Below are 20,458 nucleotides of genomic sequence, written 5' to 3'. Positions count from 1 at the left end.
TCCTCCGCAAGCGGGTCTTGGAGCGAGGAGCTTCCCTCGCGCTTCCGCCATCCGAGATTGGACCTCCCGCTTCCCTATGACCGCATCGATCGAGATCACCCCGAACACCAACATCAGCGAGCTGGTCGCGGCCTTCCCCATCGCGGAAGACGTGCTCACGCAGTTCGGCCTGCACTGCGCGGGCTGCGGCGTCAACAAGTACGAGACGATCGGCCAAGGCGCGAACGCCCACGGGCTGCGCGTCGAGCCGATCGTCGCGGCGCTCACGCAGGCCCGCCTTTCCGGTCGCATTCCGACCATCGCCAACGAGGACCGCACCCCGCAGCGGCGCGCGCCCGGGGAGTTCACCCGCCGCGCGAAGTTCGGCGCGGTGGTCCCGGTCATGTCGGGCAAGGGCGGCGTCGGCAAGTCGCTGACGACGGCGCTGTTCGCGGTCGGCCTGCGGCGCATGGGCAAGAAAGTCGGCATTCTGGATGCCGACATAACGGGGCCGTCGATCCCGCGGTTGTTCGGGCTGACCGAACCGCTGCTGCTCGAGTCCGACCCCTCGACGCCGCCCGGCCAGCAGCCCAAGCCGTTGATGGTGCCGGCCGTGACGCGCTCGGCGATCGAAGTCGTCAGCTCGAACCTGCTCACGGACAAGGAAGACACGGCGATGATCTGGCGCGGCCCGATCCTCTCCGGCGTGATCCGCCAGTTCTACGAGCAGGCGCTGTGGAGCGATCTCGACTATCTGCTGATCGACCTGCCGCCGGGGACGTCGGACGCGCCGCTGACGGTGCTGCAGTCGCTGGCCGTCGACGGGATCGTGCTGGTCACGATGCCGCAGAAGCTGGCGACGATGATCGTGCGCAAGGCCGCGAACCTCGTGCACCAGTTGAAGAAACCGATCGTCGGCGTGGTCGAGAACATGTCGTACTTCGTCGCGCCCGACACCGGGAAACGCTACGAGGTCTTCGGGCCCTCGTACGCCGATCAGGTCGCGGAGCTGGCGCAGGCGCCGGTGTTCGCGCGTATGCCGATCGATCCGAACCTGGTCGCGCTGGCCGACTCGGGCCGCGTCGAGGAGATCGACGACCCGATCATCGATCGCTTGGCGCGGCAGCTCGACGCGGCGATCGCGGCGCGTCCGCGGCCGAAAGAAACCATCTCGCTCATCTGAGCTGCCGCATGCAGATTCGCGAGCTGCGGCCGGCGGACGTCGCGCCGCTCGACCGCGTGCTGCAGGCGGCGTACGGCCGTCCCTCGTCGTGGGTCGATCGGCTGGCGTCGTACCTGCGCGCGCCGCAGGTCGCCTCGTTCGTCGCCGACGACGGCGCAGCCCCGGTCGGCTGCGTGTTCGCGATCGACTACGAGACGGTCGCGTACGTCTCGATGATGGGCGTCGATCCCGCGATGCACCGGCGTGGCATCGCGCGCGCACTGTTCGCGGCGATGTTGGCGTGGGGCGAAGCGCGCCGGTTGCCGTGGCGGCTCGACGCGACGGCGATGGGCGCGCCGCTCTATGCATCGTTCGGCTTCGTCGACGACGGCGAGACGGTGGTATATGCCGGTGAGGCGCATCCGGTGGGAACGCCCGACGGCACCGTGCGCCGCGCGACGAGCGCCGACCTCGACGCGATGACGGCGCTCGACCGGCGCGCGTTCGGCGCCGATCGCGGCTGGCGGCTCGCTTCCTTGATCGAAGAGCCGGAAACGGTGGCTTTTGTCGGAGGCGGCGGCGCGTTCGCGATGGCTCGGCCCCACGATCTGATCGGCCCGATCGCGGCCCCGAACCCCCAAGCGGCCGAAGCCGTCATCGACGCGGCCCTGGCGTTGCGATCCGGCGCGCCCCGCCGCATTCATCTCCCGTCGACGAACGCGGCCGGCCCGGAGCTCCTGGCCGCCCGGGGGTTCGCTGCGAGCCGGCGTCTGCGGCACATGACGTTGGGCAAGCCGCCGGCTGGTGACTCGGCGCAGCTCTGGGGCCGGATCAGCCTGGGCGAAGGCTGATCGGCACGCAGATGCTTTCAGCCACGATGCGTCGCGGGCGCAAGAATCGTCCTTGATCGGCGTGGCCGATAACGACTATCCTCACTGCGCGGCCAGGTGAACCCTGCTACGCTTGCACCATGCAACAGACGATTCGCCGCGATCGCACGGCTTCGATCGGCGACGCGTTTCGCACCGCCGCCCACACCGTTTCCCAGGCCTGGACGCGCCTGACGCACCGCGAGGACAACTCGCTGGCCGGCGCGGTCATGACCGACCAACTCGAGCGCGAGCTCGCGGAACGCGCCTTCAAGCGCTGGTAACGCTCAGACCTCTTTGACGTCCCCGGCGGCGAACGGCGCGCCGTCCAACGCTTGGCGCGCCATCGTCGCGCCGTGCGCCTGCGCTGACGAGCGCGCGGCTTGTAGCGTGTCGCGCACGATCTCGCGCGCGGCTTCGACCGCGTTCTCCATGACCGCGTGCGTGCGCTGCGTGGCCGCGTCGCGCACGGGTTTGCCGACCCGCTCGCGTTCGATCTCCGTGACCGGGATCAGCAGGCCGACCAGGAACCCGATGGCCAGCGCCCCGAGCGTGATGCCGAGGGGATTCTCGGCGACGGCTTGCGCCATCTTTCGACCGCGCTGCGAGGCTTCGTCGCGCGCACGGGTGACGCGTGTGCCCGCGTCCGAGACGGTGCTCGTCACCGTACCGCTCGCTCCGCGCATCGCCGTGACGATCGTGCCACGCACCGTTTCGATCCGTCCGCGAATCCCGGCGTAGCTCTGCTCGGGGATCTCGTCCTTCAGCGTCTCGGCATCCATGTCAGCGGGCTCCTTCGGTCGATTCGTGATAACGGCGGGTCGCGGCCGCTTTGAGGATGCGCGAGGCCGCGAAGCCGACGGCGGCCGCCGCCGCGGCCGCGACCAGCGGACGCTTGCGCGTGAAGTGCTCGGCATCCGCGATCATCCGCTCGCTGTCGGCGGCCTCGAAGTACGCGCCCGCGCGTTCGGCCAGCTCGGCGCCGCGCGCCGTCAGCTCGGCGCCACCCGGCACGTTCGGATTCTGCCGCATGTCCGCGGAGACGCGCCGCAGCTCGGCGCCGACCGCGGTCAGCTGTTTGCCGAACAACTCCGCGCGTGCGTCGATTTGCGCGCGCACCATCGACCCGGAAACGCGCATCATCCCTTGCGCCGCACGCTGAACATCCGACCGATCCATGGATCCTCCTCCGGCGAGCTGCCGTCTCGGTGAGAGATACCCATGTCGGGGCGCTTCCGCCACGCCGAATGTCCGGTCGACCGCAGAGCGATACGGCGAGCGGAACGGTGCGGATTCCGCGGGCGCACCACCGTCGCCGTCATCGGCGACGATCTGCGAGGGGATCCATAATCACGAGCGGGCCCCGCTTGCGCAGCGCGGGCCAGCTCGGTGTGTCCCCCGCGACGAGCGCGGCCACGACGGCGCCGACGTCGTCGGCGCTGATCCAATCCGCCGGTGCGTCGGGCGGAGACTCGTAGGTGCGCACCGGGCCGTTCGCGATCAGCTCGACGATCCGCACGTCCGTCATCTCGGCCGCCAGCACGCGGGTGAGCATCGCCTGCGCCGCGCCGGCGATCGAGACGAGGCCGGCATTCGGCACCGGCGTGATCGCGGCGCCGCCGCCGATGCCGAGATACATGCTGCCCGGGCGCCGTGCCAAGCGCGGCACGAACGTCTGCGCGAAGTGGACGTGCGTGCCGAGCATCTCGTGCATCACCGCGTCCCACGTCGGCGGATCGACGTCCAAGAACGGCCCGCCTTCCCACCAGCCGCCGAGCGAGGCGATCGCGACGTCGAGCGGGCCGAACTCGTGCGCGATCTGTGCGTCAAGCGCCTCGGCGCGCTGCGCGGTGGCGACGTCGCCGACGAGCGTGCGCAGCCGCGTGAGGTCGACCGGCCCCAGTCGCTCGCGCAGCGCGTCCAGCCGCGCTTGCGAGCGCGACGTCGCGATCAGCACCAGCTCGGGGCAGCGCAACAGCACTTGTCGGACGATCCCCTCGCCGACCCCGCCCGCGGCGCCCGCGACCAGCACGGTTCGCATCGCCGGCTCCGTGCGCCGGGCCAAGGGCTTTCCCCTCGGCGCCGCGCATTCGTCCGTTGAGAGGGTCAACTTCCTGGCCCTGCCGAACCCGAGGGCATCTTGGATTCCAGGATACAAAATGCCCCGCTCACGGTTTCCGGACTCGTGGCGGCGGCCGCCGAGCGGTTCGGGTCCGCGCCGTTCCTGAGCACCGCCGCCGACGCGCGTACGTTCGCGCAAACGGCGGACCGGACCGCGCGCATCGCCGGCTGGTTGCGCAACCACGGCGTCGTCCCGGGCCAGCGCATCCTGATTCGCGGCGCCAACACGATCGCGACCATCGAAGCGTGGCTGGGCGCCATCCACGCCGGGGCGATCCCGGCGGCCACCAATCCCGCCCTCACCGAGCCCGAGTTCGCGTATCTGCTCGACGATCTGCGCCCGTCGATGGTGCTGCTCGCCGCGGGCGACGACGCTCTCGGCTACGGCGGTGGCGCGCTCGGCACGACGATCCCGCTGGCGGGTCTGGACGCCGCGCTCGGGCTGGGGCTCATCGGCGCGGGAGCCGATCCGATCGCCCCGGCCGCAGTCTCGCCCGACGACGTCGCGGCCATCGTCTATACGTCGGGCACGACCAGCCGTCCGAAGGGCGCGCAGGTTCGCCACCTCGCGTACGCCGGCGCCGGTCAGTCGATGCCGACGTGGCTGCGCCTGGAAGGCCCACAGCGCCTGTGGTGCGTGCTGCCCTTCTTCCACATCAACGCCGAGGCGTATTCGCTGATGACGGCGCTCGCCAGCGGCTACCCGATGCACGTCGGCGAGAAGTTCCGCGCCTCGACGTTCTGGCGTGACGCGGCCGAGCTCGACGTCACCGAGGTCAACCTGATCGGCGCCATGCTCGCGATCCTCGCCAAACAGCCGGACGATCTGTTCGTGCCGGGCTCGCTGCGCACGATCTACGCCGCGCCCGCGCTGGAGCCGCCGGCCAACCGCGCCTTCGAGGCGCGCTTCGGCGTGCGCATCGTGACCGGCTTCGGGATGTCGGAGACGACTTTCGGCACGATCGAGAGCGCGACGTCGCGCGACAAAGCCGGCAGCATCGGCCGCGCGCGGCAGCATCCCACCGGCGTGATCGAGAACGAGCTGCGCATCGTGACGCCCGCCGGAGCCGTCGCGCGCAACGGCGAGGTCGGCGAGCTGCAGTTCCGCAATCCCGCCATGACGCCGGGCTATTGGAACGCTCCCGAGATCAGCGCCCGCACGCTGGCCGACGGCTGGCTGCACACCGGGGATGCCGGTTTCGTCGACCCGGACGGCGACGTCATCCTGGTCGGCCGCTATAAGGAGATGATCCGCCGCCGCGGCGAAAACATCGCACCGCGGGAGGTCGAAGACGTGTTGGAGCTGCACCCGGCGGTGCGCGAAGCCGCCGTGATCGGCGTGCCCTCGAGTCTCTCGGAGGAGGACGTCGTGGCCTGCGTGATCCTCGAGCCCGACGGCACGGCCGACGAGGAGACGTTGCGCGCCTGGTGCGCCGAGCGGCTGGCGCCCTTCAAAGTTCCGCTGCGCGTCGTGTTTCGCGACGCGTTCCCGCTCACCCCGACGATGCGGGTGGCGAAAGACCGTCTGCGGGCCGAGATCTTGCCGTTGCTCGCCCAAGGAGCACCGACGTGAAACGTCTGACCAGCGACGACGATCGCACGCTCGACGTCGTCACGCCGATCGCCGTCAGCCGCGCGCCGCGCATGAAGGAGGGGATCGTCGACCAACTGCGCCGCCTGATCCTCGAAGGCAAGCTGGCGCCCGGGACCGTGCTGCGCCAAGAGCACCTCGCTCGCCAACTCAGCGTCAGCCGGACGCCGCTGCGCGAAGCGCTGCTGGCGCTCGAGCAAGAGGGCTTCGTCACCATCGCCGCCAGCGGCGCCGCCTCGGTGGTCGCGCTCGACGACCGCGACGCGCGCGAGATCATGGACGTGCGCGAGATGGTCGACGGGCTCGCGGCCCGGCTGGCCGCCGAGCGCGGCCTCCCGCCCGCGGTCGACCGCGAGCTGCAGGCGCTGGCCAAGCAGATGCGGGCGATCGCGCCGCGCGACAAGCACAGCTACCTGGTCGCGAACGCCGATTTCCACACCAAGATCGTCGAGGCGACGGGACATCTGCGGCTGCAGGGCTTCATCCCGCTGGTGCGCATGTCGTCCGAGGTCGTCTACATGCGCATGCAAGATCAGGGACGGCGCCTGTCGGTCTCCGCGAGCGAGCACACGCGCATCCTCGACGCGATCCGTTCCGGCGACGCCGCGGCCGCCGAGCGGCTGGCCCGCGAACACGTCCGCAACGCGACCGACCACTGGCTACGAGGAGAGGAGCCCGACGGATGCCCTTCGTTCGAGTCGACGATCTAGTCGTTCACTACGATCTCACCGGGCCGGCCGACGCGCCGGTCATCGTGTTCGGCAACTCGCTGGGCACGTCGTACGACCTGTGGGACGACAACGTCGGCGCACTCTGCGACCGCTATCGGGTCCTGCGGCTGGACATGCGCGGGCACGGCCTCACCTCGATCACGCCCGGCACGCCGCGGCCGACGATCGACGCGGTCACGCAGGACGTCGTCGAGCTGCTCGAAGCGCTGAGCATCGGTCGCGTCCGTTACGTCGGGCTGTCGATCGGCGGCATGATCGGCCAACGGCTGGCCGCGACGCACCCGGAGCGCCTCGAAGCGCTCGTCCTGTGCGCGACCGGCAACCAGCTCAGCACGCCGGAGATCTGGAACGCGCGCATCGCCAGCGTCGAGGCGGGCGGCATCGAAGCGATCGCCGACGGCACGATGCAGCGCTGGTTCGCCCCCTCGACCCACCGCGACCGCGCCGACACGATCGCCGGCTTCCGCAACATGCTCGTGCGCACGCCGCAGCCCGGGTATATCGACGGCTGCAAGACCGTGCGCGACGCCGACCTGCGCGCCGACGACGCGCGTATCACGACGCCGACGCTGATCATCTCGGGCGCGCAGGACCAAGCCGCACCCGTCGAACGCGGCCAGACGCTGCACGCCGCGATCGCCAGCTCGCAGTTCGTGGTGGTGGACGACGCCGGTCACTTGCTCAACGTCGAGCAGCCCGATCGGGTCAACCGGCTGCTCAACGCCTTCCTCGCCGAGCCGACGCGCGCGGTGGAGGCCGCGCGTTGAGCACGAGCGACAAGTTCGAGCGCGGTCTCGAAGTCCGGCGCGAGGTGCTCGGCACGACGCACGTCGACCGTTCGCTGCAAAACGCCACCGACTTCAACCGCGACTACCAGACGCTGGTCACCGAGCATGCGTGGGCCGACATCTGGACGCGACCCGGACTCGACCGCCCGGTGCGCAGCCTGCTGGTGCTGGCGATGACCGCCGCGCTCGGGCGTTGGGAAGAGTTCCGCCTGCATTTGCGGGCCACGCGCAACACCGGCGCGACCAAGGAGCAGGTCAAGGAGACGCTGATGCAGGTCGCGGTCTACGCCGGCTTCCCCGCCGCCAACTCGGCGTTCCACCACGCCGCCGAGGTCTACGCCGAAATGGACAAGGAGAATCCCTCGTGATCGCACCCGCACGCCGGCGGTTCGCCCCCGAACCGCCGGGAACGCAGCCGCCGTACGACTGGCCGGACTACACGAGCACGATCAAACGGCATCCGAAGCGGGAGCTGATCGCCGTTCCCCACACGCTCTCGGAGATCACCGGTCCCTCGTTCGCCGAGCAGTGGCCCGGCGCGCCGCTCGTCGACCTGACGCGCGTGCGCGAAGGCGCTCCGGAGGCGATGGGGCAGCGCATCACCGTCGAGGGCCGCGTCCTCGACGAGGACGGCCGTCCGCTGCGCAACACGCTGATCGAGTTCTGGCAGGCCAACGCCGCCGGCCGCTACCACCACAGCGAAGATCAGCACGACGCGCCGCTCGATCCGAACTTCACCGGGGTCGGTCACACCTACACCGACGACGAGGGTCGCTGGCGGTTCATGACGATTCGGCCGGGCGCATATCCTTGGCGCAACACCTACAACGCGTGGCGTGCCGCGCACATCCACTTCTCGGTGTTCGGCGCCGGCTTCGCCTCGCGCCTCATCACCCAGATGTACTTCCCGGGCGATCCGCTGATGGCATGGGATCCGGTCTACCACAGCGTGGCCGATCAAGCGGCACGCGAACGGATGATCTCGACCTACGTCCCCGATCTCAGCCAAGCCGAGTACTCGATGGGCTATCGGTGGGACATCGTGATGCGCGGGCGCGACGAGACGCCGATGGAGAACCGGTAGTGCCGATTCCCACCAGCTCGCAGACCGTCGGGCCGTTCTTCCGCGAAGGCCTCAACCATCCGACCTGGGCCGACCTCACGCGCGAAGGCGCGGCGGGGACGCCGATCCGCATCGAGGGCACCCTCTACGACGGCGACCACGAGATCGTTCCGGACGGCGTGCTCGAGGTGTGGCAAGCCGATGCGAACGGCTTCTATCCGGATCCGCAGGACGATCGCAACGGCGCGCGCGATCCGCACTTCCGCGGCTTCGGCCGCTGCTGCACGAGCCCCGACGGAAGCTTCGCGTTCCGCACCGTGCTGCCCGGCGCGTTGCCGGGCGAGGGCGCGGTGCAGCAAGCGCCGCACGTCAACCTCTCGGTGTTCGCGCGCGGTTTGCTCAAGCGGCTGACGACGCGCGTCTACTTCAGCGACCTGGCCGAGGCCAACGCGGCGGACCCGCTGCTGCGCTCGATCGCCGACGAGAGCGTGCGCGCGACGCTGATCGCCGAGCGCGTCGCCGATGCCGGCGGCGTGGCGACGTATCGCTTCGACGTCGTGCTGCAAGGCGAGGGCGAGACGGCCTTCCTCGCGGTCTGATCCGCGTGCGCCAAGACGAGCTCTTCGGCGAGCTCTACGGGACGGCGGCGATGCGCGCGATCTTTTCGGCGCGCAACCGCGTCGCGAAGATGCTCGCGTTCGAGGTCGCCTTGGCGCGCGCGGAGGGCGCGGCCGGGGTCATTCCCGGCGCGGCGGCGGACGCGATCGCGGCGGCCGCCGATCCGGAACGCATCGACCTGACGGCGCTGGCGGCGTCGGCGCAGAACGTCGGCTATCCGGTCGTCCCGCTGACGAAGCAGCTCGCCGCGCTGACGGGCACGGACGCGGGCGGATACGTCCACTGGGGCGCGACGACGCAGGACGTGCTCGACACCGCGACCGTGCTGCAGCTGCGCGACGCCGTCACGCTGCTGGAGGCCGACCTGAGCGCCGTCGTCGCGGCGCTCACCGCGCGCGCGCAGACGCATCGCGACGACCTGATGGTGGGGCGCACGCACCTCCAGCACGCGCTGCCGGTGACGTTCGGCTACGTCTGCGCGACCTGGCTCGCGCCGCTGCTCTCCGGCCGCGAACGACTGCGCGCCGCAGCCGAGCGCGCGCGGGTCGTGCAGTTCGGCGGCGCGGTCGGCACCCTGGCATCGCTGGGCACGCGCGGCCGCGACGTGACGCTGGCGCTGGCGCGCGAGCTCGACCTGGCGGCGCCCGACGCGCCGTGGCACGTCGACCGCAGCCGCATCGTCGACCTCGCCGCCGCGATCGCGCTGGTGTGCGGCAGCCTCGCGACGATCGCGACCGACGTCATGCTGCTGATGCAAACGGAGGTCGCCGAGGTCTTCGAGCCCCAAGCGCCCGGCCGCGGCGGATCGAGCGCGATGCCCCACAAACGCAACCCGATCGCGTGCGAGTACGTGCTGGCGGCGGCGCGCGGCGTCGACGCGCTCTTGCCGACGCTTCTCGCCGCCATGCCGGGCGACCACCAGCGCTCGACCGGTCCCTGGCAGAGCGAGGAGATCGCGCTGCCGGAGCTGGTCGTGCTCGCGTCGGCGGCTTTCGCGCAAGCGCGCGCGCTGACCGAGGGCATGACGGTCGACACCGCGCGCATGCGGCGCAACCTGGATCTTACCGGCGGCCTCATCGTGAGCGAAGCCGTCGCCATGGCGCTCGCCGAGAAGATCGGCGCCGGCCCGGCGCACACGGCGGTCGAGGCGGCCGCCGCCCGCGCGCTCGACGAGCAGGTCGCGTTTCTCGACGCGCTCGCCGCCGACGCGACGATCGCCGCCGTCCTCGATCGCGCATCGTTGGAGCGGCTGTTGGATCCGGCCGGCTATCTCGGCGAAGCCGGCGCCGTCGTGGACCGGGTGACGCGCTCGCGACCGTAACCGCCCGTCAAGCCGAGAGCAGCTTCCCCACGGCCGCCGGGAGGGCCGCGAAGTCCGCGTCGCTCGCCGCCGGCAGCAGCGCGTCGACGTACGGCAGCGCGCGGCGCATTCCGCCGGCAGCCGGCTCGAAGCCCGGCGCGCCGGCGTGCGGGTTGAGCCACAGCACGGCGGCCGCACGCCCGCGCAGCGCGCGCAGCGCGCGTTCGAGCGCGTCGAGGTTGCCGACGTCGAGCCCGTCGCTGAAGATCAGCACGACGGTGTCGGCGCGCACGCGGCGCGCGTGCGGACCGCGCGCGAACGCGGCGAGGTTCGCGCCGATGCGCGTGCCGCCGCCCCACGCGTCGTCCAACATCGGCAAACCGGTCTGCGGCAGGTGCGGGTCGCGCAGCAGCTCGGTGATCTCGCGCAGCGCGGTCGAGAACACGAACGCGTGCGCGCGACGGGTACGGCGCGCCAGCGCGTGCGCGAAGCGCAGCATCGGCGCGGCGTACGCGGCCATCGAGCGGCTGCCGTCGATCAGCACGACGAAGCGCGCCTGCCGCAACGGGTGCGCCGCGCGCCGCAGCGCGAGCGGTTCGCCACCGGTCGCGAGGCTGGCGCGCACGGTCCGCCGCACGTCGACGCGCGGCCCGCGCGGGTCCGCGCGCCAGCGGCGTGCTTGCACCAGCCGCGCTCGAGCGACGAGCCGTTCAGCGACCGTCAACATCCGCTCGATCCCCTCGGCGTCCAGACGTGGCGGCGGCGTGCGTCCGATCCCCGGGCTGAAGCGCGCGCGCAGCTCGGTCCAGCGGGTGGCCGCGTCACCGCCTTCGTCGGTTTGCCGCCGTCCCTCACGGCTCTCGCCGGGCTGCGAGCGCGGCCGGCGCGCGCGCGGCGCCGGTTGGCGCACGCCGCGCGGCGCGTGGAAGAACGCGGCGAACGCCTCGTCGAAGCGCGCCGCCTCGTCGCGCGTCGTGCTGTAGACCAGCCGCCACGCGTGCCGCAAGCGCACCTCGTCGCCGATCCCGAGCAGCTCCGCGGCGCGCAGCGCCTCGTGCGTCTCCAGTTGCCCGACGGCGAATCCGTACTCGCCGCGCAGCAGCGCGGTGAACTCGGCGACGGCGCGGCTGAGCGCGGCGGGAGCGCTCACGCGCGGTTCGCGCGCACGCTGCCGATCCCGTAGTCGGATTTCGCGACCGGTACCGGCACGGCATCGGGCCGCAGCAGCGGCATCCAACGGGCCTGCTGCGCGCGAAACAGCTCCCAGTCCTCGCGCACCTTGAGCACGCAGCCCAGCGTGCGTTCGAGCGTCGCTTCGTCGAGCGCGTCGCGGTGCAGCTTGGTGAGCGCCAGCGCCCAGTCCAGGCTCTCGGCGACGCCCGGCACTTTTTGGAACGGCTGCTCGCGCAGCCAGCCGACGAACGCGACGATCTGCTCGGCGAGCCGCTCGTCGATGCCCGGCAGCCGAACTCGCAAGATCGCCAGCTCGTGCTCGGCGCTGGGATAGTCGATCCACAGGTACAGACAGCGCCGGCGCAGCGCGTCGGACAGCTCGCGGGTGCGGTTCGAGGTGACGATCACCGCCGGCTTGGCGCGCGCGCGAATCGTGCCCAGCTCCGGGATGGTGACTTGGAACTCGCCGAGCAGCTCGAGCAAGAACGCCTCGAACGCCTCGTCGGCCCGGTCGATCTCGTCGACCAGCAGCACCGGCGCGCGTTCGCGCGTGATCGCCTGCAAGAGCGGGCGTTCGAGCAAGAAGTCGCGGGCGAAGATCTCCGCCTCGCGCTCGCGCGCCGACTCGTGCGTTCCGTCGGTCAGCCGGATGCGCAGCAGCTGCTTGGGGTAGTTCCACTCGTAGAGCGCGCTGGCCGCATCGATCCCCTCGTAGCATTGCAGCCGGATCAGCTCGGTGCCGAGCACCTCGGCGAGCACCTTCGCGCTCTCGGTCTTGCCGACGCCGGCCGGCCCTTCGATCAGCAGCGGCTTTTCGAGCACCAGCGCCAGCTCGAGCGCGGTCGCGACCGCGTCGGTGGCGACGTAGCCCCGTTCGGCGAACCGTTCGGCGATGCGGTCGGCGGTCACGTCGCGCCGCCGGCGACGAGATACGCCTCCGGCTCGGCGGCGAACGCCGTGCGGCAACCCTCGCAGCAGAACGCGTAGACCTGACCGGCGTGCTCGTGGCGCGGGTGCCGGTCGTCGAACGCCACCTCCATCCCGCAGACGGGATCGCGCAGCGCGGGCGCGCACGCCGCCTCGTAGCCGGGCGCGTCGCCCGGGTCGACGCCGACCAGTTGCGCGAGGATCGCGATCGCGACGTCGCCGGCGCTGCGCGCGCCCAGGTCGAGACCGACCGGCGCCTGGACGCGCGCCACGCGGTCGGGCGCCACGCCGCGCAGCGCGAGCGACGCGCCGACGGACGCCGCGCGCTTGCGGCTCGCCAACAAGCCGACGAAGGCCGGATCGACGGCCAACAGCGTCGCCAGCGCCTCTTCGTCGTAGTGGCCCTGCGAGGCGACGACGGCGGTCAGCCGCGCGCAGGCGCTCGCGCCCCGGCGCGCCAGCTCGTCGGCCAGATCGCCCAGCCGCACCGCGCGCACCCCCGGCGTCGCGTCGAGGTCGTCGTACTCGTCGGCGGCCACCACGCGCAGCACGTCGTAGCGCACCTGCACGGCCAAGCGCGACAAGGCGTCGGCGACGGGACCGTCGCCGACGACGACCAGCGCGCGTAGCGGGACGTGCGGCTCGACGAAGACCTCGACGGCCCCCTCGGAGGCGCACCCCATGCGCACCACCGAGACCTCGCGTTCCTCCACGCCGGCGCCGGCGAACTCGTCTTCGTCGGGCACGATGCGCACCAGCCGCGGCCGCCCGTCGCGAATCGCCCGCAGCGCCTCGCGCCGCACCAGGTCGCGCGAGCACGAGCCGCCGACGAAGCCGTGCATCGTCCCGTCGGCCAGCACCAACGCGCGATCGCCCAGGTGCGCGCTGACCGGCGCGCGCCGGCCGACGACGGTCGCGATCGCGAAGGCGACGTGCGCGCGCTCGAGCTCGGCGAGCCGGGCGAAGAACGCCATCGGCCCCTCAGCGACTCCTCATCCGTTCGCCGCCTGGATCGCGCTCCACACCTTGTCGCGCGTGAGCGGCATGTCGATGTGCGTCACGCCCAGCGGGGCGAGCGCGTCCATGACCGCGTTGACGAACGCGGCCGGCGACCCGACGTTCGGGCTCTCCCCGACGCCCTTGGCCCCGATCGGGTGGTGCGGGCTCGGCGTGACCGTCTTGTCGGTCTCCCATGTGGGCGTTTCGAGCGCCGTCGGCACGAGGTAGTCGGTGAAGTTCGTCGCCAGGTGATTACCGTCGGCGTCGTAGGGGATCTCCTGCATGAAGGCGATCGCGAAGCCCTCGGTCAGGCCGCCGTGGATCTGTCCTTCGACGATCATCGGGTTGATGATCGTGCCGCAGTCGTCGATCGCCAAGAAACGCCGCACGTTGACCGCGCCGGTGTCCTTGTCCACGTCGACGACGGCCAGGTATGCGCCGTAGGGGAACGTCATGTTCGGCGGATCGTAGTAGAACGTCGCCTCGAGGCCGGGCTCGCTGTCGGGCGCGGGATTGGTGTAGGCGGCGAAGGCGACTTCCTGCATCGTCACCTTGCTGTCCGGCAACCCCTTGACGTGGAAGGCGTGGTTCTCCCACTCGACGTCGTCGAGCGGTGCTTCGAGCAGGTGCGCGGCGATCGCGCGCGCTTTCTCGCGGATGCGGCGCGCGGCCATCGCGATCGCGCCGCCGGCCACCGGCGTGCTGCGGCTGGCGTAGGTCCCCAGACCGTAAGGCGCGGTGTCGGTGTCGCCTTCTTCCACCAGGATGTTCTGTGGATCGAGTCCGAGCTCTTCGGCGGCGATCTGCGCCCAGGTCGTCTCGTGCCCTTGGCCCTGCGACTTCGTTCCCGCGCGCAGGATCGCCGAGCCGGTCGGATGGACGCGGATCTCGGCGCTGTCGAACATCTTGATCCCCATGATGTCGAACAGCTTGCTGGGTCCGGCGCCGACGACTTCGGTGAAGGTCGAGATGCCGATCCCCATCAGCTCGCCGCGCGCGCGCTTTTCGGCTTGTTCCCGGCGCAGCGCCTGATAGCCGACCGTGTCGAGCGCTTTCTGCAGCGTCGTGTGATAGTCGCCCGAGTCGTAGACGAAGCCCAGCGGCGAGGGATACGGGAACTGGTCCTTGCGCACGAAGTTCTTCAGCCGCAGCTGCGCGGGGTCCATGCCGAGCTTGGAGGCCAGCACATCCATCCCGCGCTCGATCGCGTACGACGCCTCGGTGACGCGGAACGAGCAGCGGTAGGCGACCCCGCCCGGAGCCTTGTTGGTGAAGTACGCGTCCAGCTCGGTGAACGCGACCGGGAAGTCGTACGAGCCGGTCACGATCCCGAACAAGCCGGCCGGATACTTCGTCGGGTCGGCGGCGGCGTCGAACGCGCCGTGGTCGGCGACGGTCGCGACGCGCAGCGCCGTCACCCGGCCGTCCTTGGTCGCGCCGATCGAGACGTCCATGTGGTAGTCGCGCGCGAACCCGGTGGTGGTCAGATTCTCGGTGCGCGTCTCGATCCACTTGACCGGGACGCCGAGCACGACCGACGCCGCCGCCGCGACCACGTAGCCGGCGTAGACCGGGACCTTGTTGCCGAAGCCGCCGCCGATGTCGGGCGAAACGACGTGGATCTTGTCTTCGGGGATCCCGGTGACCAGCGAGACGACGGTGCGATGCGCGTGCGGCGCCTGCGAGGTCATGTACAGCGTCAGGCGGCCGGTGGCGGGGTTCATGTCGGCCACGATGCCGCACGGCTCGAGCGGCGCGGGGTGACAGCGTTGGAAGACGATGCGCTGCGCGATCGAGACGTCGGACGCCGCCAGCGCGGCGTCGGTCTGCTCGCGGTCGCCGACTTCCCAGTGATAGATGTGGTTGGTCTTCGCTTCGCGGTCTTCGCGCACCAGCGTCGCGTCGGTCTTCGAGACGAACGGATCGACGACCGGCGTGAGCTGATCGTACTCGACCTCGACCAGCTCGGCACCGTCGAAGGCCGCCTCGCGCGAGGTCGCGATCACCCCGGCGACTTCCTGGAACTGGAAGAGCGCCTTGCCGTCGGCCAGGACCATCTGCTTGTCGTAGCCGTGGAAGGTCGGAATCCAGCTCAGCCCGTGCGCCGCGAGGTCTTCGGCCGTCAGCACCGCCAGCACACCGGGAACGGCGAGCGCGGCGGCCTTGTCGATCTTGACGATGCGCGCGTGGGGATACGGGCTGTGCGTCAGCGCCAGCCACAGCATCCCCGGCAGCGTGATGTCGTCGACGTAACGGCCCTTGCCTTGAATGAAGCGCGGATCTTCCTTGCGCTTCATCGACTGGCCGATGGCGTGCCGCTCGGTCGGCGGTTCGGTCGTCGCGCTCATCGCTTCGCTCCTACGCGCTCACCGGCTCGCCGCTTCGCGCGGCGGCAGCCTGGTGGACGGCTTCGACGATGTTCTGATACCCGGTGCAGCGGCACAGGTTACCGGAGATACCTTCGCGGATCTCCGCATCGCTCGGGTCGGGGTTGCGCGCGAGAAACGCGTACGAGGTCATCAGCATCCCCGGCGTGCAATAGCCGCACTGCAGACCGTGACAATCCCAGAACGCTTGCTGCAGCGGGTGCAGCTTGCCGCCCTGCGCCAGCCCTTCGACCGTCATGACGTCGTGGCCGTCGGCCTGCACGGCGAACATCGTGCACGACTTGACCGCTTTCTCGCCGTCGAGCACGACCGTGCACACGCCGCAGCTCGACGAATCGCAGCCCACGTGCGTCCCCGTCAGGCCGAGCGTCTCGCGCAAGAAGTACGCCAGCAGCGTGCGCGGCTCGACGTCGCGCTCGTAGCGCGTGCCGTTGACCGTCACCGAGATCGTCATCGCAGCCCTCCCACGCCGAGCCGTTCGAGCGCGACGGTCAGCGCGCGGGCGACCAAGACGCCCGCCATCGCCTTCTTGTAGCGGATCGAGCCGCGCTGGTCGGCGACCGGATCGGCCAATTTCTCGGCTTCCGCGGCGGCCGCGCGAATCGCGTCCAGGGTCGGCGCGGCGCCGCGCAGCAGCGCCTCGGCCGCGCCGACGCGCAAGGCCGTGGGTCCGGCCGCGCCGATCGCGACGCCGGCCTCGGCGATCGTCCCGTCGGCGGTCAGCCGCAGCTGCACCGCGGCCGACGCGGTGGCGAAGTCGCCGACCTTGCGTTCGATCTTCTGGTACGAGCCCGCGGTGCGATCGCCCGATGCCGGAAAGCGTACCTCGGTCGCCATCTCGCCCGCGGCGACCGCGGTCGCAAACGTGTCGACCAGGAACTCGTCGATCGGCACGACGCGCGCGCCCGCCCTCGAGCTCACCGCGACCGACGCACGCGCCGCGAGCGCCGCGACCGGCCAATCACCCGAGGGGTCGTTGTGGCACAAGCTGCCGACGATCGTCCCCATCTGGCGTACGACCGGGTCGGCGACCACGCGGGAGACGTCGGCCAACAGCGGGTAGCGGCTGCGCAGACCGGGCGCGCGCTCGAGCGCGGCGTCGCGCAAGAGCGCGCCGAGCACCAAGCCGTCCTCGTTGTCGCGCACGAACTCGAGCGCGGCGATCGGATTGATGTCGATCAGCGCCGCCGGCCGCGCGAACCGGTAGCGCATCGCCGGAATCAGACTCTGGCCGCCCGCCAGAACGCGGGCGTCGTCGCCGAGCTCGGCCAAGGCCGAAAGTGCTGCGGGAACCGAGTCCGCGCGGCGGTACTCGAAAGCGGCTGGGATCATGCCTCTCTCCCCCGGGCAGGGCCCACGAGCAAGCGATACCGCGCGGCGCCCGAGAAGCCTTCCGCTGCCGGAGAAGCGACGAGCCCCGTTCCGCGCGGAACGGGGCTCGTGGTACACGCCGGGACGAACGAGCGCGTCAGTCGCGGTGCGGACTGCTTCCGGCGCCCGCGGTTTCGGCCCGCGCCGCCTGCTCGCGCTCGGCGTCGGTCGAACCGCCGGCGATGTAGCGCTGGAGCAACCAGTGGGTGAGCTCGGTGCGCTCGGTGCGCGAGAGTTGGTCGATGAGCGACTTGACTTCGACGACGGTAGGTTGGGGCGTCATTTGCGCCATTTTCGCGCGTCCCAGTCAGGAAATCGTCAAGACAACGCGGGCGGGCGGCGCGGCAACGTCAGCGTGAACGTGCTGCCGCGTCCCAGCTCGCTCACTACCGCGATGTCTCCACCGTGCCTGCGTGCGAGCGCTCGCGCGATCGCCAGTCCCAGCCCGGTCCCAGACTCGCTCGCGCGGGCCGGATCGGCCCGCCAGAAGCGGTCGAAGACGCGCTCGCGGTGCTCGGGCGCGATCCCGATTCCGGAGTCGCGCACAGTGATCCACAAACGCGTCTCGTCGCTCGCGCAGGCGATCGCGACGCTGCCGCCCCGCTCGGTATACTTGATCGCGTTGTCGACCAAGTTCGCGACGATGCGCTCGATCTGATCGGGGTTGCCGTAGATGCGCATCGGATCGCTCGGCGCGATGCGAAAGGCGATGTCGCGCTCGCGCGCCGGCTTGGTGAACCGGCCTTGCAATCGATCGAGCATGTCGCGCAGATCGATGACGAAGATCTCGCGCTCGAGCGACTGCGTCGCGCGCGCCAAGATCAGCAAGTCGTCGACCAAGCGCCGCATGTCGTCGGCGATCTCGTGGATCGCGTGCAGCCGGCGCTGCGTGCGCAGCGGCAGATCGGGCTCTTCGCGCAACGCAACGTCGGCCGTGCCGGCCAGTGCGGAGACCGGCGCGCGCAGCTCGTGCGCGGCGTCGGCGGTGAACTCGCGCAACCGGCTCATGCTGGCTTCGTCGCGTTCGACGGCGACGCGCGCCAAGCGCGATCCGCCGTACGCGCCGACGATGATCGCCAACAGCGCACCGGACGCGATCGCGATGTCGAGCGCTTTGCTCGAGGCCGTCAGCGTATCTTCCGACTCGCTCGCGCGCACCCAGCCGCGAGAGCGGCCGGTGCCGGGCACTTCGAGCTCGACCGTGTACGTGTCGAGCGTGCCGCCGGCGATGTGGAACGTCTCTCGGCCTTCGGTCGGTGCCAGCGGTCCTGGCGGCACCAGACCACGCGTCGCGACGAGGTGCTCGGTTTCGTCATACCATTGCAGCCCTTCGGTGCGCGGCACGACCGAGAAGCCGCCCAAGCTCTCCTGGTCGACGATGAAGCCGTGCGGCGTGAAGGTGACCGATGCGGTCCCGGCGCGCGCCAGCGTGTCGAGCCGGGCCGTGATCTGCGTCTGCAGCGTCTCGAAGAAGACGAAGCGCAGCGCAAGCGCGAAAAGTGCGATGACGACCGCGAATGCGCCCAGGTACGCGATCAGCAGGCGTCGTTCGAGCGGGCGCGGGACCGCCGCCCGCACGACGTTCACGGGTCGGCGAGCCGGTAGCCGCTCCCGTATACCGTTTCGATCGGATCGTGTGGGCAGCCGGCTTCACGCAGACGCCGCCGCAGGTTGGCGACGTGCGTCTTGATCGACTCGGGACCGCCGCCGTTCTCGAACGTCGTCACTCGCTCGTGCAGCATGGCGCGGGTGAAGATCTGTCGCGTGTTGCGCATCAGCGTCTCGAGGATCGCGTACTCGGTGCGCGTGAGCGGGATCGTCTTGCCGCCGTACGAGACGCGCGCGGCGCGCTGGTCGATGGTCAGGTCGCCGTGCTGCAGCAGCAGCGGGCGCGCTTCACGCGAGCGCCGCGAGACCGCCCGTACGCGCGCCGAGAGCTCGGCCAGGTCGAACGGCTTGACCAGATAGTCGTCGGCGCCGGCGTCGAGCGCGGCCACCTTGTCTTCGACGCCGTCGCGCGCGGTGATCATCAGGATCATGGCGTGATCCCCGCCTTCGCGCAATCGTCGACAAATCGTCAAGCCGTCGGTCCCCGGGACCATGATGTCGAGCAGCATGAGGTCGTACGCGCCCGACCGCGCGAAGTCCAGGCCGCTGCGCCCGTCGTCGGCCACGTCGACGACGTGCCGTTGGCGCCGCAGATCGTCCGCGACCGGACCGGCGATGCGCTCGTCATCCTCTACGATCAGAATCCGCACGCGTTGTTTTTCCGCTAGACGGTCGACGGCACCCGCATCTTTGCACGATCTCCACGTGCGCGCTGGTACTGCGGCGGCCAGTTTACTTCGGTCCCCAGCGCGCGCGCGGCGAACAACGGCCAGTACGGATCGCGCAGCAGCTCGCGCGCCAGGAACACGAGGTCGGCGCGACCGTCGGCGACGATCGCGTCGGCGTCGGCCGGCTCGACGATCATGCCGACCGTACCGGTCGCGATGCCCGCTTCGTGCCGGACGCGCTGCGCGAACGGCGTCTGGTACAGCGGCCCGACCGGAATCGCGTCGGGCGCGACCGGAACCGCGCCGCCCGAGCTGACGTCGATCAGGTCGACCGCCTCGCCGCGCAGGGCGCGCGCCAGCTCGATCGTCTGTTCGACGTCCCAGCCGCCCGCGACCCAATCGGTGGCGGAGACGCGCACGAACAACGGAAAGCGCTCGGGCCAGACGGTCCGCACCGCGCGCGCGATCTCGCGGACCAGCCGGGTGCGGTTCTCGAACGAGCCGCCCCAGCGGTCGGTGCGCGTGTTGACCAGCGGCGAGAGGAACTGATGGACCAGGTAGCCGTGGGCGGCGTGCAGCTCGATGACCTGGCCACCGGCGGCCAGCGTGCGCTGGGCGGCCGCGACGAACGCCGCGATGATCTCCGCGATCTCACTCTCGTCGAGCGCGTGCGGGATCGGATAGGTCGGCGAGAACGGCGCGTCGGTGGGGCCCACCGGGGTCCAGCCCCCGTCGGCCGGCGGCACCGCACCGTTCCCCTCCCACGGGCGCAGGGTCGAGCCCTTACGGCCCGCGTGGGCCAACTGTGTCCCCCATACAGCGCCCTGCTCGTTGCAAAAGCGGGCGATCCGGGCAAGGTTCTCGACGTGCGCGTCCTGCCAAATTCCCAGGTCCTGCGGCGAGATACGCCCGTCGGCCGTCACCGCGATCGCCTCGGTGAGCACCAGGCCCGCACCGCCGACCGCCCGGCTCCCCAGGTGCACGAGGTGCCAGTCGTTGGCGAAACCGTCGGTCGACGAGTACTCGCACATCGGCGAGACGACGATCCGATTGCGCACGCGAACCTCGCGCGTCTGGTAGGGGTCGAACAGCGCGGACATGCC

General features: G+C 70.9%; 23 protein-coding genes. 10 read left to right on the top strand and 13 right to left on the bottom strand.

All coding sequences use genetic code 11. From position 1 onward, the window contains the following. Positions 1–76 precede the first annotated feature (76 nt). The 3 genes from VMD91_17100 to VMD91_17090 all read left to right on the top strand — a co-directional run bounded on the left by VMD91_17100 (position 77) and on the right by VMD91_17090 (position 2,294). A complete protein-coding gene (locus VMD91_17100; protein ID HTW85791.1) occupies positions 77–1,162 on the top strand; it encodes a P-loop NTPase in 1,086 nt (361 codons plus the stop codon). A gap of 8 nt (positions 1,163–1,170) precedes the next feature. Next, positions 1,171–1,992 carry a GNAT family N-acetyltransferase gene (locus VMD91_17095; protein HTW85790.1) on the top strand — a complete coding sequence of 274 codons (822 nt, stop codon included), beginning with the start codon at positions 1,171–1,173 and terminating at the stop codon, positions 1,990–1,992. A 119-nt stretch (positions 1,993–2,111) separates the two neighbouring features. Continuing rightward, positions 2,112–2,294 (top strand): hypothetical protein, encoded by a 183-nt coding sequence (locus tag VMD91_17090; GenBank protein HTW85789.1) that lies wholly within the window; start codon positions 2,112–2,114, stop codon positions 2,292–2,294. Between the two features lie 3 nt (positions 2,295–2,297). Here the strand turns inward: VMD91_17090 and VMD91_17085 are convergent, their stop codons facing one another. From VMD91_17085 to VMD91_17075, 3 genes are all read right to left on the bottom strand, one after another. Then, positions 2,298–2,792 carry a hypothetical protein gene (locus VMD91_17085; protein HTW85788.1) on the bottom strand — a complete coding sequence of 165 codons (495 nt, stop codon included), beginning with the start codon at positions 2,790–2,792 and terminating at the stop codon, positions 2,298–2,300. 1 nt (position 2,793) lies between these two features. After that, positions 2,794–3,189 (bottom strand): hypothetical protein, encoded by a 396-nt coding sequence (locus VMD91_17080; GenBank protein ID HTW85787.1) that lies wholly within the window; start codon positions 3,187–3,189, stop codon positions 2,794–2,796. A 139-nt stretch (positions 3,190–3,328) separates the two neighbouring features. Next, positions 3,329–4,051, bottom strand: a complete 723-nt coding sequence (locus VMD91_17075) for an SDR family oxidoreductase (protein ID HTW85786.1) — start codon at positions 4,049–4,051, stop codon at positions 3,329–3,331. Between the two features lie 144 nt (positions 4,052–4,195). Between VMD91_17075 and VMD91_17070 the strand changes: the two genes are divergently transcribed. From VMD91_17070 to pcaB, 7 genes are read left to right on the top strand one after another with little or no spacing between them, the layout of a single operon-like run. Next, positions 4,196–5,704, top strand: a complete 1,509-nt coding sequence (locus VMD91_17070; protein ID HTW85785.1) for an AMP-binding protein — start codon at positions 4,196–4,198, stop codon at positions 5,702–5,704. After that, positions 5,701–6,432, top strand: a complete 732-nt coding sequence (locus tag VMD91_17065) for a GntR family transcriptional regulator (protein HTW85784.1) — start codon at positions 5,701–5,703, stop codon at positions 6,430–6,432. The genes VMD91_17070 and VMD91_17065 overlap by 4 nt, the downstream gene beginning before the upstream one ends. Further along, a complete protein-coding gene (gene pcaD / locus VMD91_17060; GenBank protein HTW85783.1) occupies positions 6,405–7,220 on the top strand; it encodes a 3-oxoadipate enol-lactonase in 816 nt (271 codons plus the stop codon). The genes VMD91_17065 and pcaD overlap by 28 nt, the downstream gene beginning before the upstream one ends. Beyond that, positions 7,217–7,609, top strand: coding sequence for a 4-carboxymuconolactone decarboxylase (gene pcaC, locus VMD91_17055; GenBank protein ID HTW85782.1), 393 nt, complete (start codon positions 7,217–7,219; stop codon positions 7,607–7,609). Before pcaD ends, pcaC begins: the two co-directional genes overlap by 4 nt. Beyond that, on the top strand, positions 7,606–8,325 hold the full coding sequence (gene pcaH, locus VMD91_17050; GenBank protein HTW85781.1) for a protocatechuate 3,4-dioxygenase subunit beta: 720 nt from the start codon (positions 7,606–7,608) through the stop codon (positions 8,323–8,325). The genes pcaC and pcaH overlap by 4 nt, the downstream gene beginning before the upstream one ends. Beyond that, the gene (gene pcaG / locus VMD91_17045; GenBank protein HTW85780.1) at positions 8,325–8,903 is read left to right on the top strand and encodes a protocatechuate 3,4-dioxygenase subunit alpha; all 579 of its coding nucleotides are present in this window, start codon (positions 8,325–8,327) and stop codon (positions 8,901–8,903) included. Before pcaH ends, pcaG begins: the two co-directional genes overlap by 1 nt. Positions 8,904–8,908: 5 nt before the next feature. Continuing rightward, a complete protein-coding gene (gene pcaB, locus VMD91_17040; GenBank protein ID HTW85779.1) occupies positions 8,909–10,243 on the top strand; it encodes a 3-carboxy-cis,cis-muconate cycloisomerase in 1,335 nt (444 codons plus the stop codon). Positions 10,244–10,250: 7 nt separating this feature from the next. Here pcaB and VMD91_17035 read toward each other — a convergent pair whose 3' ends face one another. The 10 genes from VMD91_17035 to VMD91_16990 all read right to left on the bottom strand — a co-directional run bounded on the left by VMD91_17035 (position 10,251) and on the right by VMD91_16990 (position 20,455). Next, positions 10,251–11,372, bottom strand: a complete 1,122-nt coding sequence (locus VMD91_17035) for a VWA domain-containing protein (GenBank protein HTW85778.1) — start codon at positions 11,370–11,372, stop codon at positions 10,251–10,253. Continuing rightward, positions 11,369–12,304: a MoxR family ATPase gene (locus VMD91_17030; protein HTW85777.1), complete on the bottom strand. Its 936-nt coding sequence runs from the start codon at positions 12,302–12,304 to the stop codon at positions 11,369–11,371. The genes VMD91_17035 and VMD91_17030 overlap by 4 nt, the downstream gene beginning before the upstream one ends. Then, positions 12,301–13,296, bottom strand: a complete 996-nt coding sequence (locus VMD91_17025) for an XdhC family protein (GenBank protein HTW85776.1) — start codon at positions 13,294–13,296, stop codon at positions 12,301–12,303. Before VMD91_17025 ends, VMD91_17030 begins: the two co-directional genes overlap by 4 nt. An 18-nt stretch (positions 13,297–13,314) precedes the next feature. Beyond that, positions 13,315–15,669 carry an aerobic carbon-monoxide dehydrogenase large subunit gene (locus VMD91_17020; protein HTW85775.1) on the bottom strand — a complete coding sequence of 785 codons (2,355 nt, stop codon included), beginning with the start codon at positions 15,667–15,669 and terminating at the stop codon, positions 13,315–13,317. 10 nt (positions 15,670–15,679) lie between these two features. Further along, positions 15,680–16,162 carry a (2Fe-2S)-binding protein gene (locus VMD91_17015; GenBank protein HTW85774.1) on the bottom strand — a complete coding sequence of 161 codons (483 nt, stop codon included), beginning with the start codon at positions 16,160–16,162 and terminating at the stop codon, positions 15,680–15,682. Further along, positions 16,159–17,040 (bottom strand): FAD binding domain-containing protein, encoded by an 882-nt coding sequence (locus VMD91_17010; GenBank protein HTW85773.1) that lies wholly within the window; start codon positions 17,038–17,040, stop codon positions 16,159–16,161. The genes VMD91_17015 and VMD91_17010 overlap by 4 nt, the downstream gene beginning before the upstream one ends. Before the next feature lie 136 nt (positions 17,041–17,176). After that, a complete protein-coding gene (locus VMD91_17005; protein HTW85772.1) occupies positions 17,177–17,362 on the bottom strand; it encodes a hypothetical protein in 186 nt (61 codons plus the stop codon). A 35-nt stretch (positions 17,363–17,397) separates the two neighbouring features. Then, positions 17,398–18,666, bottom strand: coding sequence for a HAMP domain-containing sensor histidine kinase (locus VMD91_17000; GenBank protein ID HTW85771.1), 1,269 nt, complete (start codon positions 18,664–18,666; stop codon positions 17,398–17,400). Further along, on the bottom strand, positions 18,663–19,337 hold the full coding sequence (locus VMD91_16995; protein HTW85770.1) for a response regulator transcription factor: 675 nt from the start codon (positions 19,335–19,337) through the stop codon (positions 18,663–18,665). The genes VMD91_17000 and VMD91_16995 overlap by 4 nt, the downstream gene beginning before the upstream one ends. Before the next feature lie 14 nt (positions 19,338–19,351). After that, positions 19,352–20,455: an NADH:flavin oxidoreductase/NADH oxidase gene (locus VMD91_16990; protein HTW85769.1), complete on the bottom strand. Its 1,104-nt coding sequence runs from the start codon at positions 20,453–20,455 to the stop codon at positions 19,352–19,354. Positions 20,456–20,458: the final 3 nt, after the last annotated feature.

It is taken from the genome of Candidatus Sulfotelmatobacter sp. (assembly GCA_035504415.1).
Taxonomy (GTDB): domain Bacteria; phylum Vulcanimicrobiota; class Vulcanimicrobiia; order Vulcanimicrobiales; family Vulcanimicrobiaceae; genus Vulcanimicrobium.
Note: the sequence above shows the minus strand (reverse complement) of the source record. Positions and strands in the feature narration are given on the sequence as shown.

Coding starts and splice junctions, on each gene's coding strand:
- VMD91_17100 (HTW85791.1), top strand. CDS start 77: ATGACCGCATCGATCGAGATCACCCCGAACACCAACATCAGCGAGCTG.
- VMD91_17095 (HTW85790.1), top strand. CDS start 1,171: ATGCAGATTCGCGAGCTGCGGCCGGCGGACGTCGCGCCGCTCGACCGC.
- VMD91_17090 (HTW85789.1), top strand. CDS start 2,112: ATGCAACAGACGATTCGCCGCGATCGCACGGCTTCGATCGGCGACGCG.
- VMD91_17085 (HTW85788.1), bottom strand. CDS start 2,792: ATGGATGCCGAGACGCTGAAGGACGAGATCCCCGAGCAGAGCTACGCC.
- VMD91_17080 (HTW85787.1), bottom strand. CDS start 3,189: ATGGATCGGTCGGATGTTCAGCGTGCGGCGCAAGGGATGATGCGCGTT.
- VMD91_17075 (HTW85786.1), bottom strand. CDS start 4,051: ATGCGAACCGTGCTGGTCGCGGGCGCCGCGGGCGGGGTCGGCGAGGGG.
- pcaD (HTW85783.1), top strand. CDS start 6,405: ATGCCCTTCGTTCGAGTCGACGATCTAGTCGTTCACTACGATCTCACC.
- VMD91_17025 (HTW85776.1), bottom strand. CDS start 13,296: ATGGCGTTCTTCGCCCGGCTCGCCGAGCTCGAGCGCGCGCACGTCGCC.
- VMD91_17020 (HTW85775.1), bottom strand. CDS start 15,669: ATGAGCGCGACGACCGAACCGCCGACCGAGCGGCACGCCATCGGCCAG.
- VMD91_17015 (HTW85774.1), bottom strand. CDS start 16,162: ATGACGATCTCGGTGACGGTCAACGGCACGCGCTACGAGCGCGACGTC.
- VMD91_17010 (HTW85773.1), bottom strand. CDS start 17,040: ATGATCCCAGCCGCTTTCGAGTACCGCCGCGCGGACTCGGTTCCCGCA.
- VMD91_17005 (HTW85772.1), bottom strand. CDS start 17,362: ATGACGCCCCAACCTACCGTCGTCGAAGTCAAGTCGCTCATCGACCAA.
- VMD91_16990 (HTW85769.1), bottom strand. CDS start 20,455: ATGTCCGCGCTGTTCGACCCCTACCAGACGCGCGAGGTTCGCGTGCGC.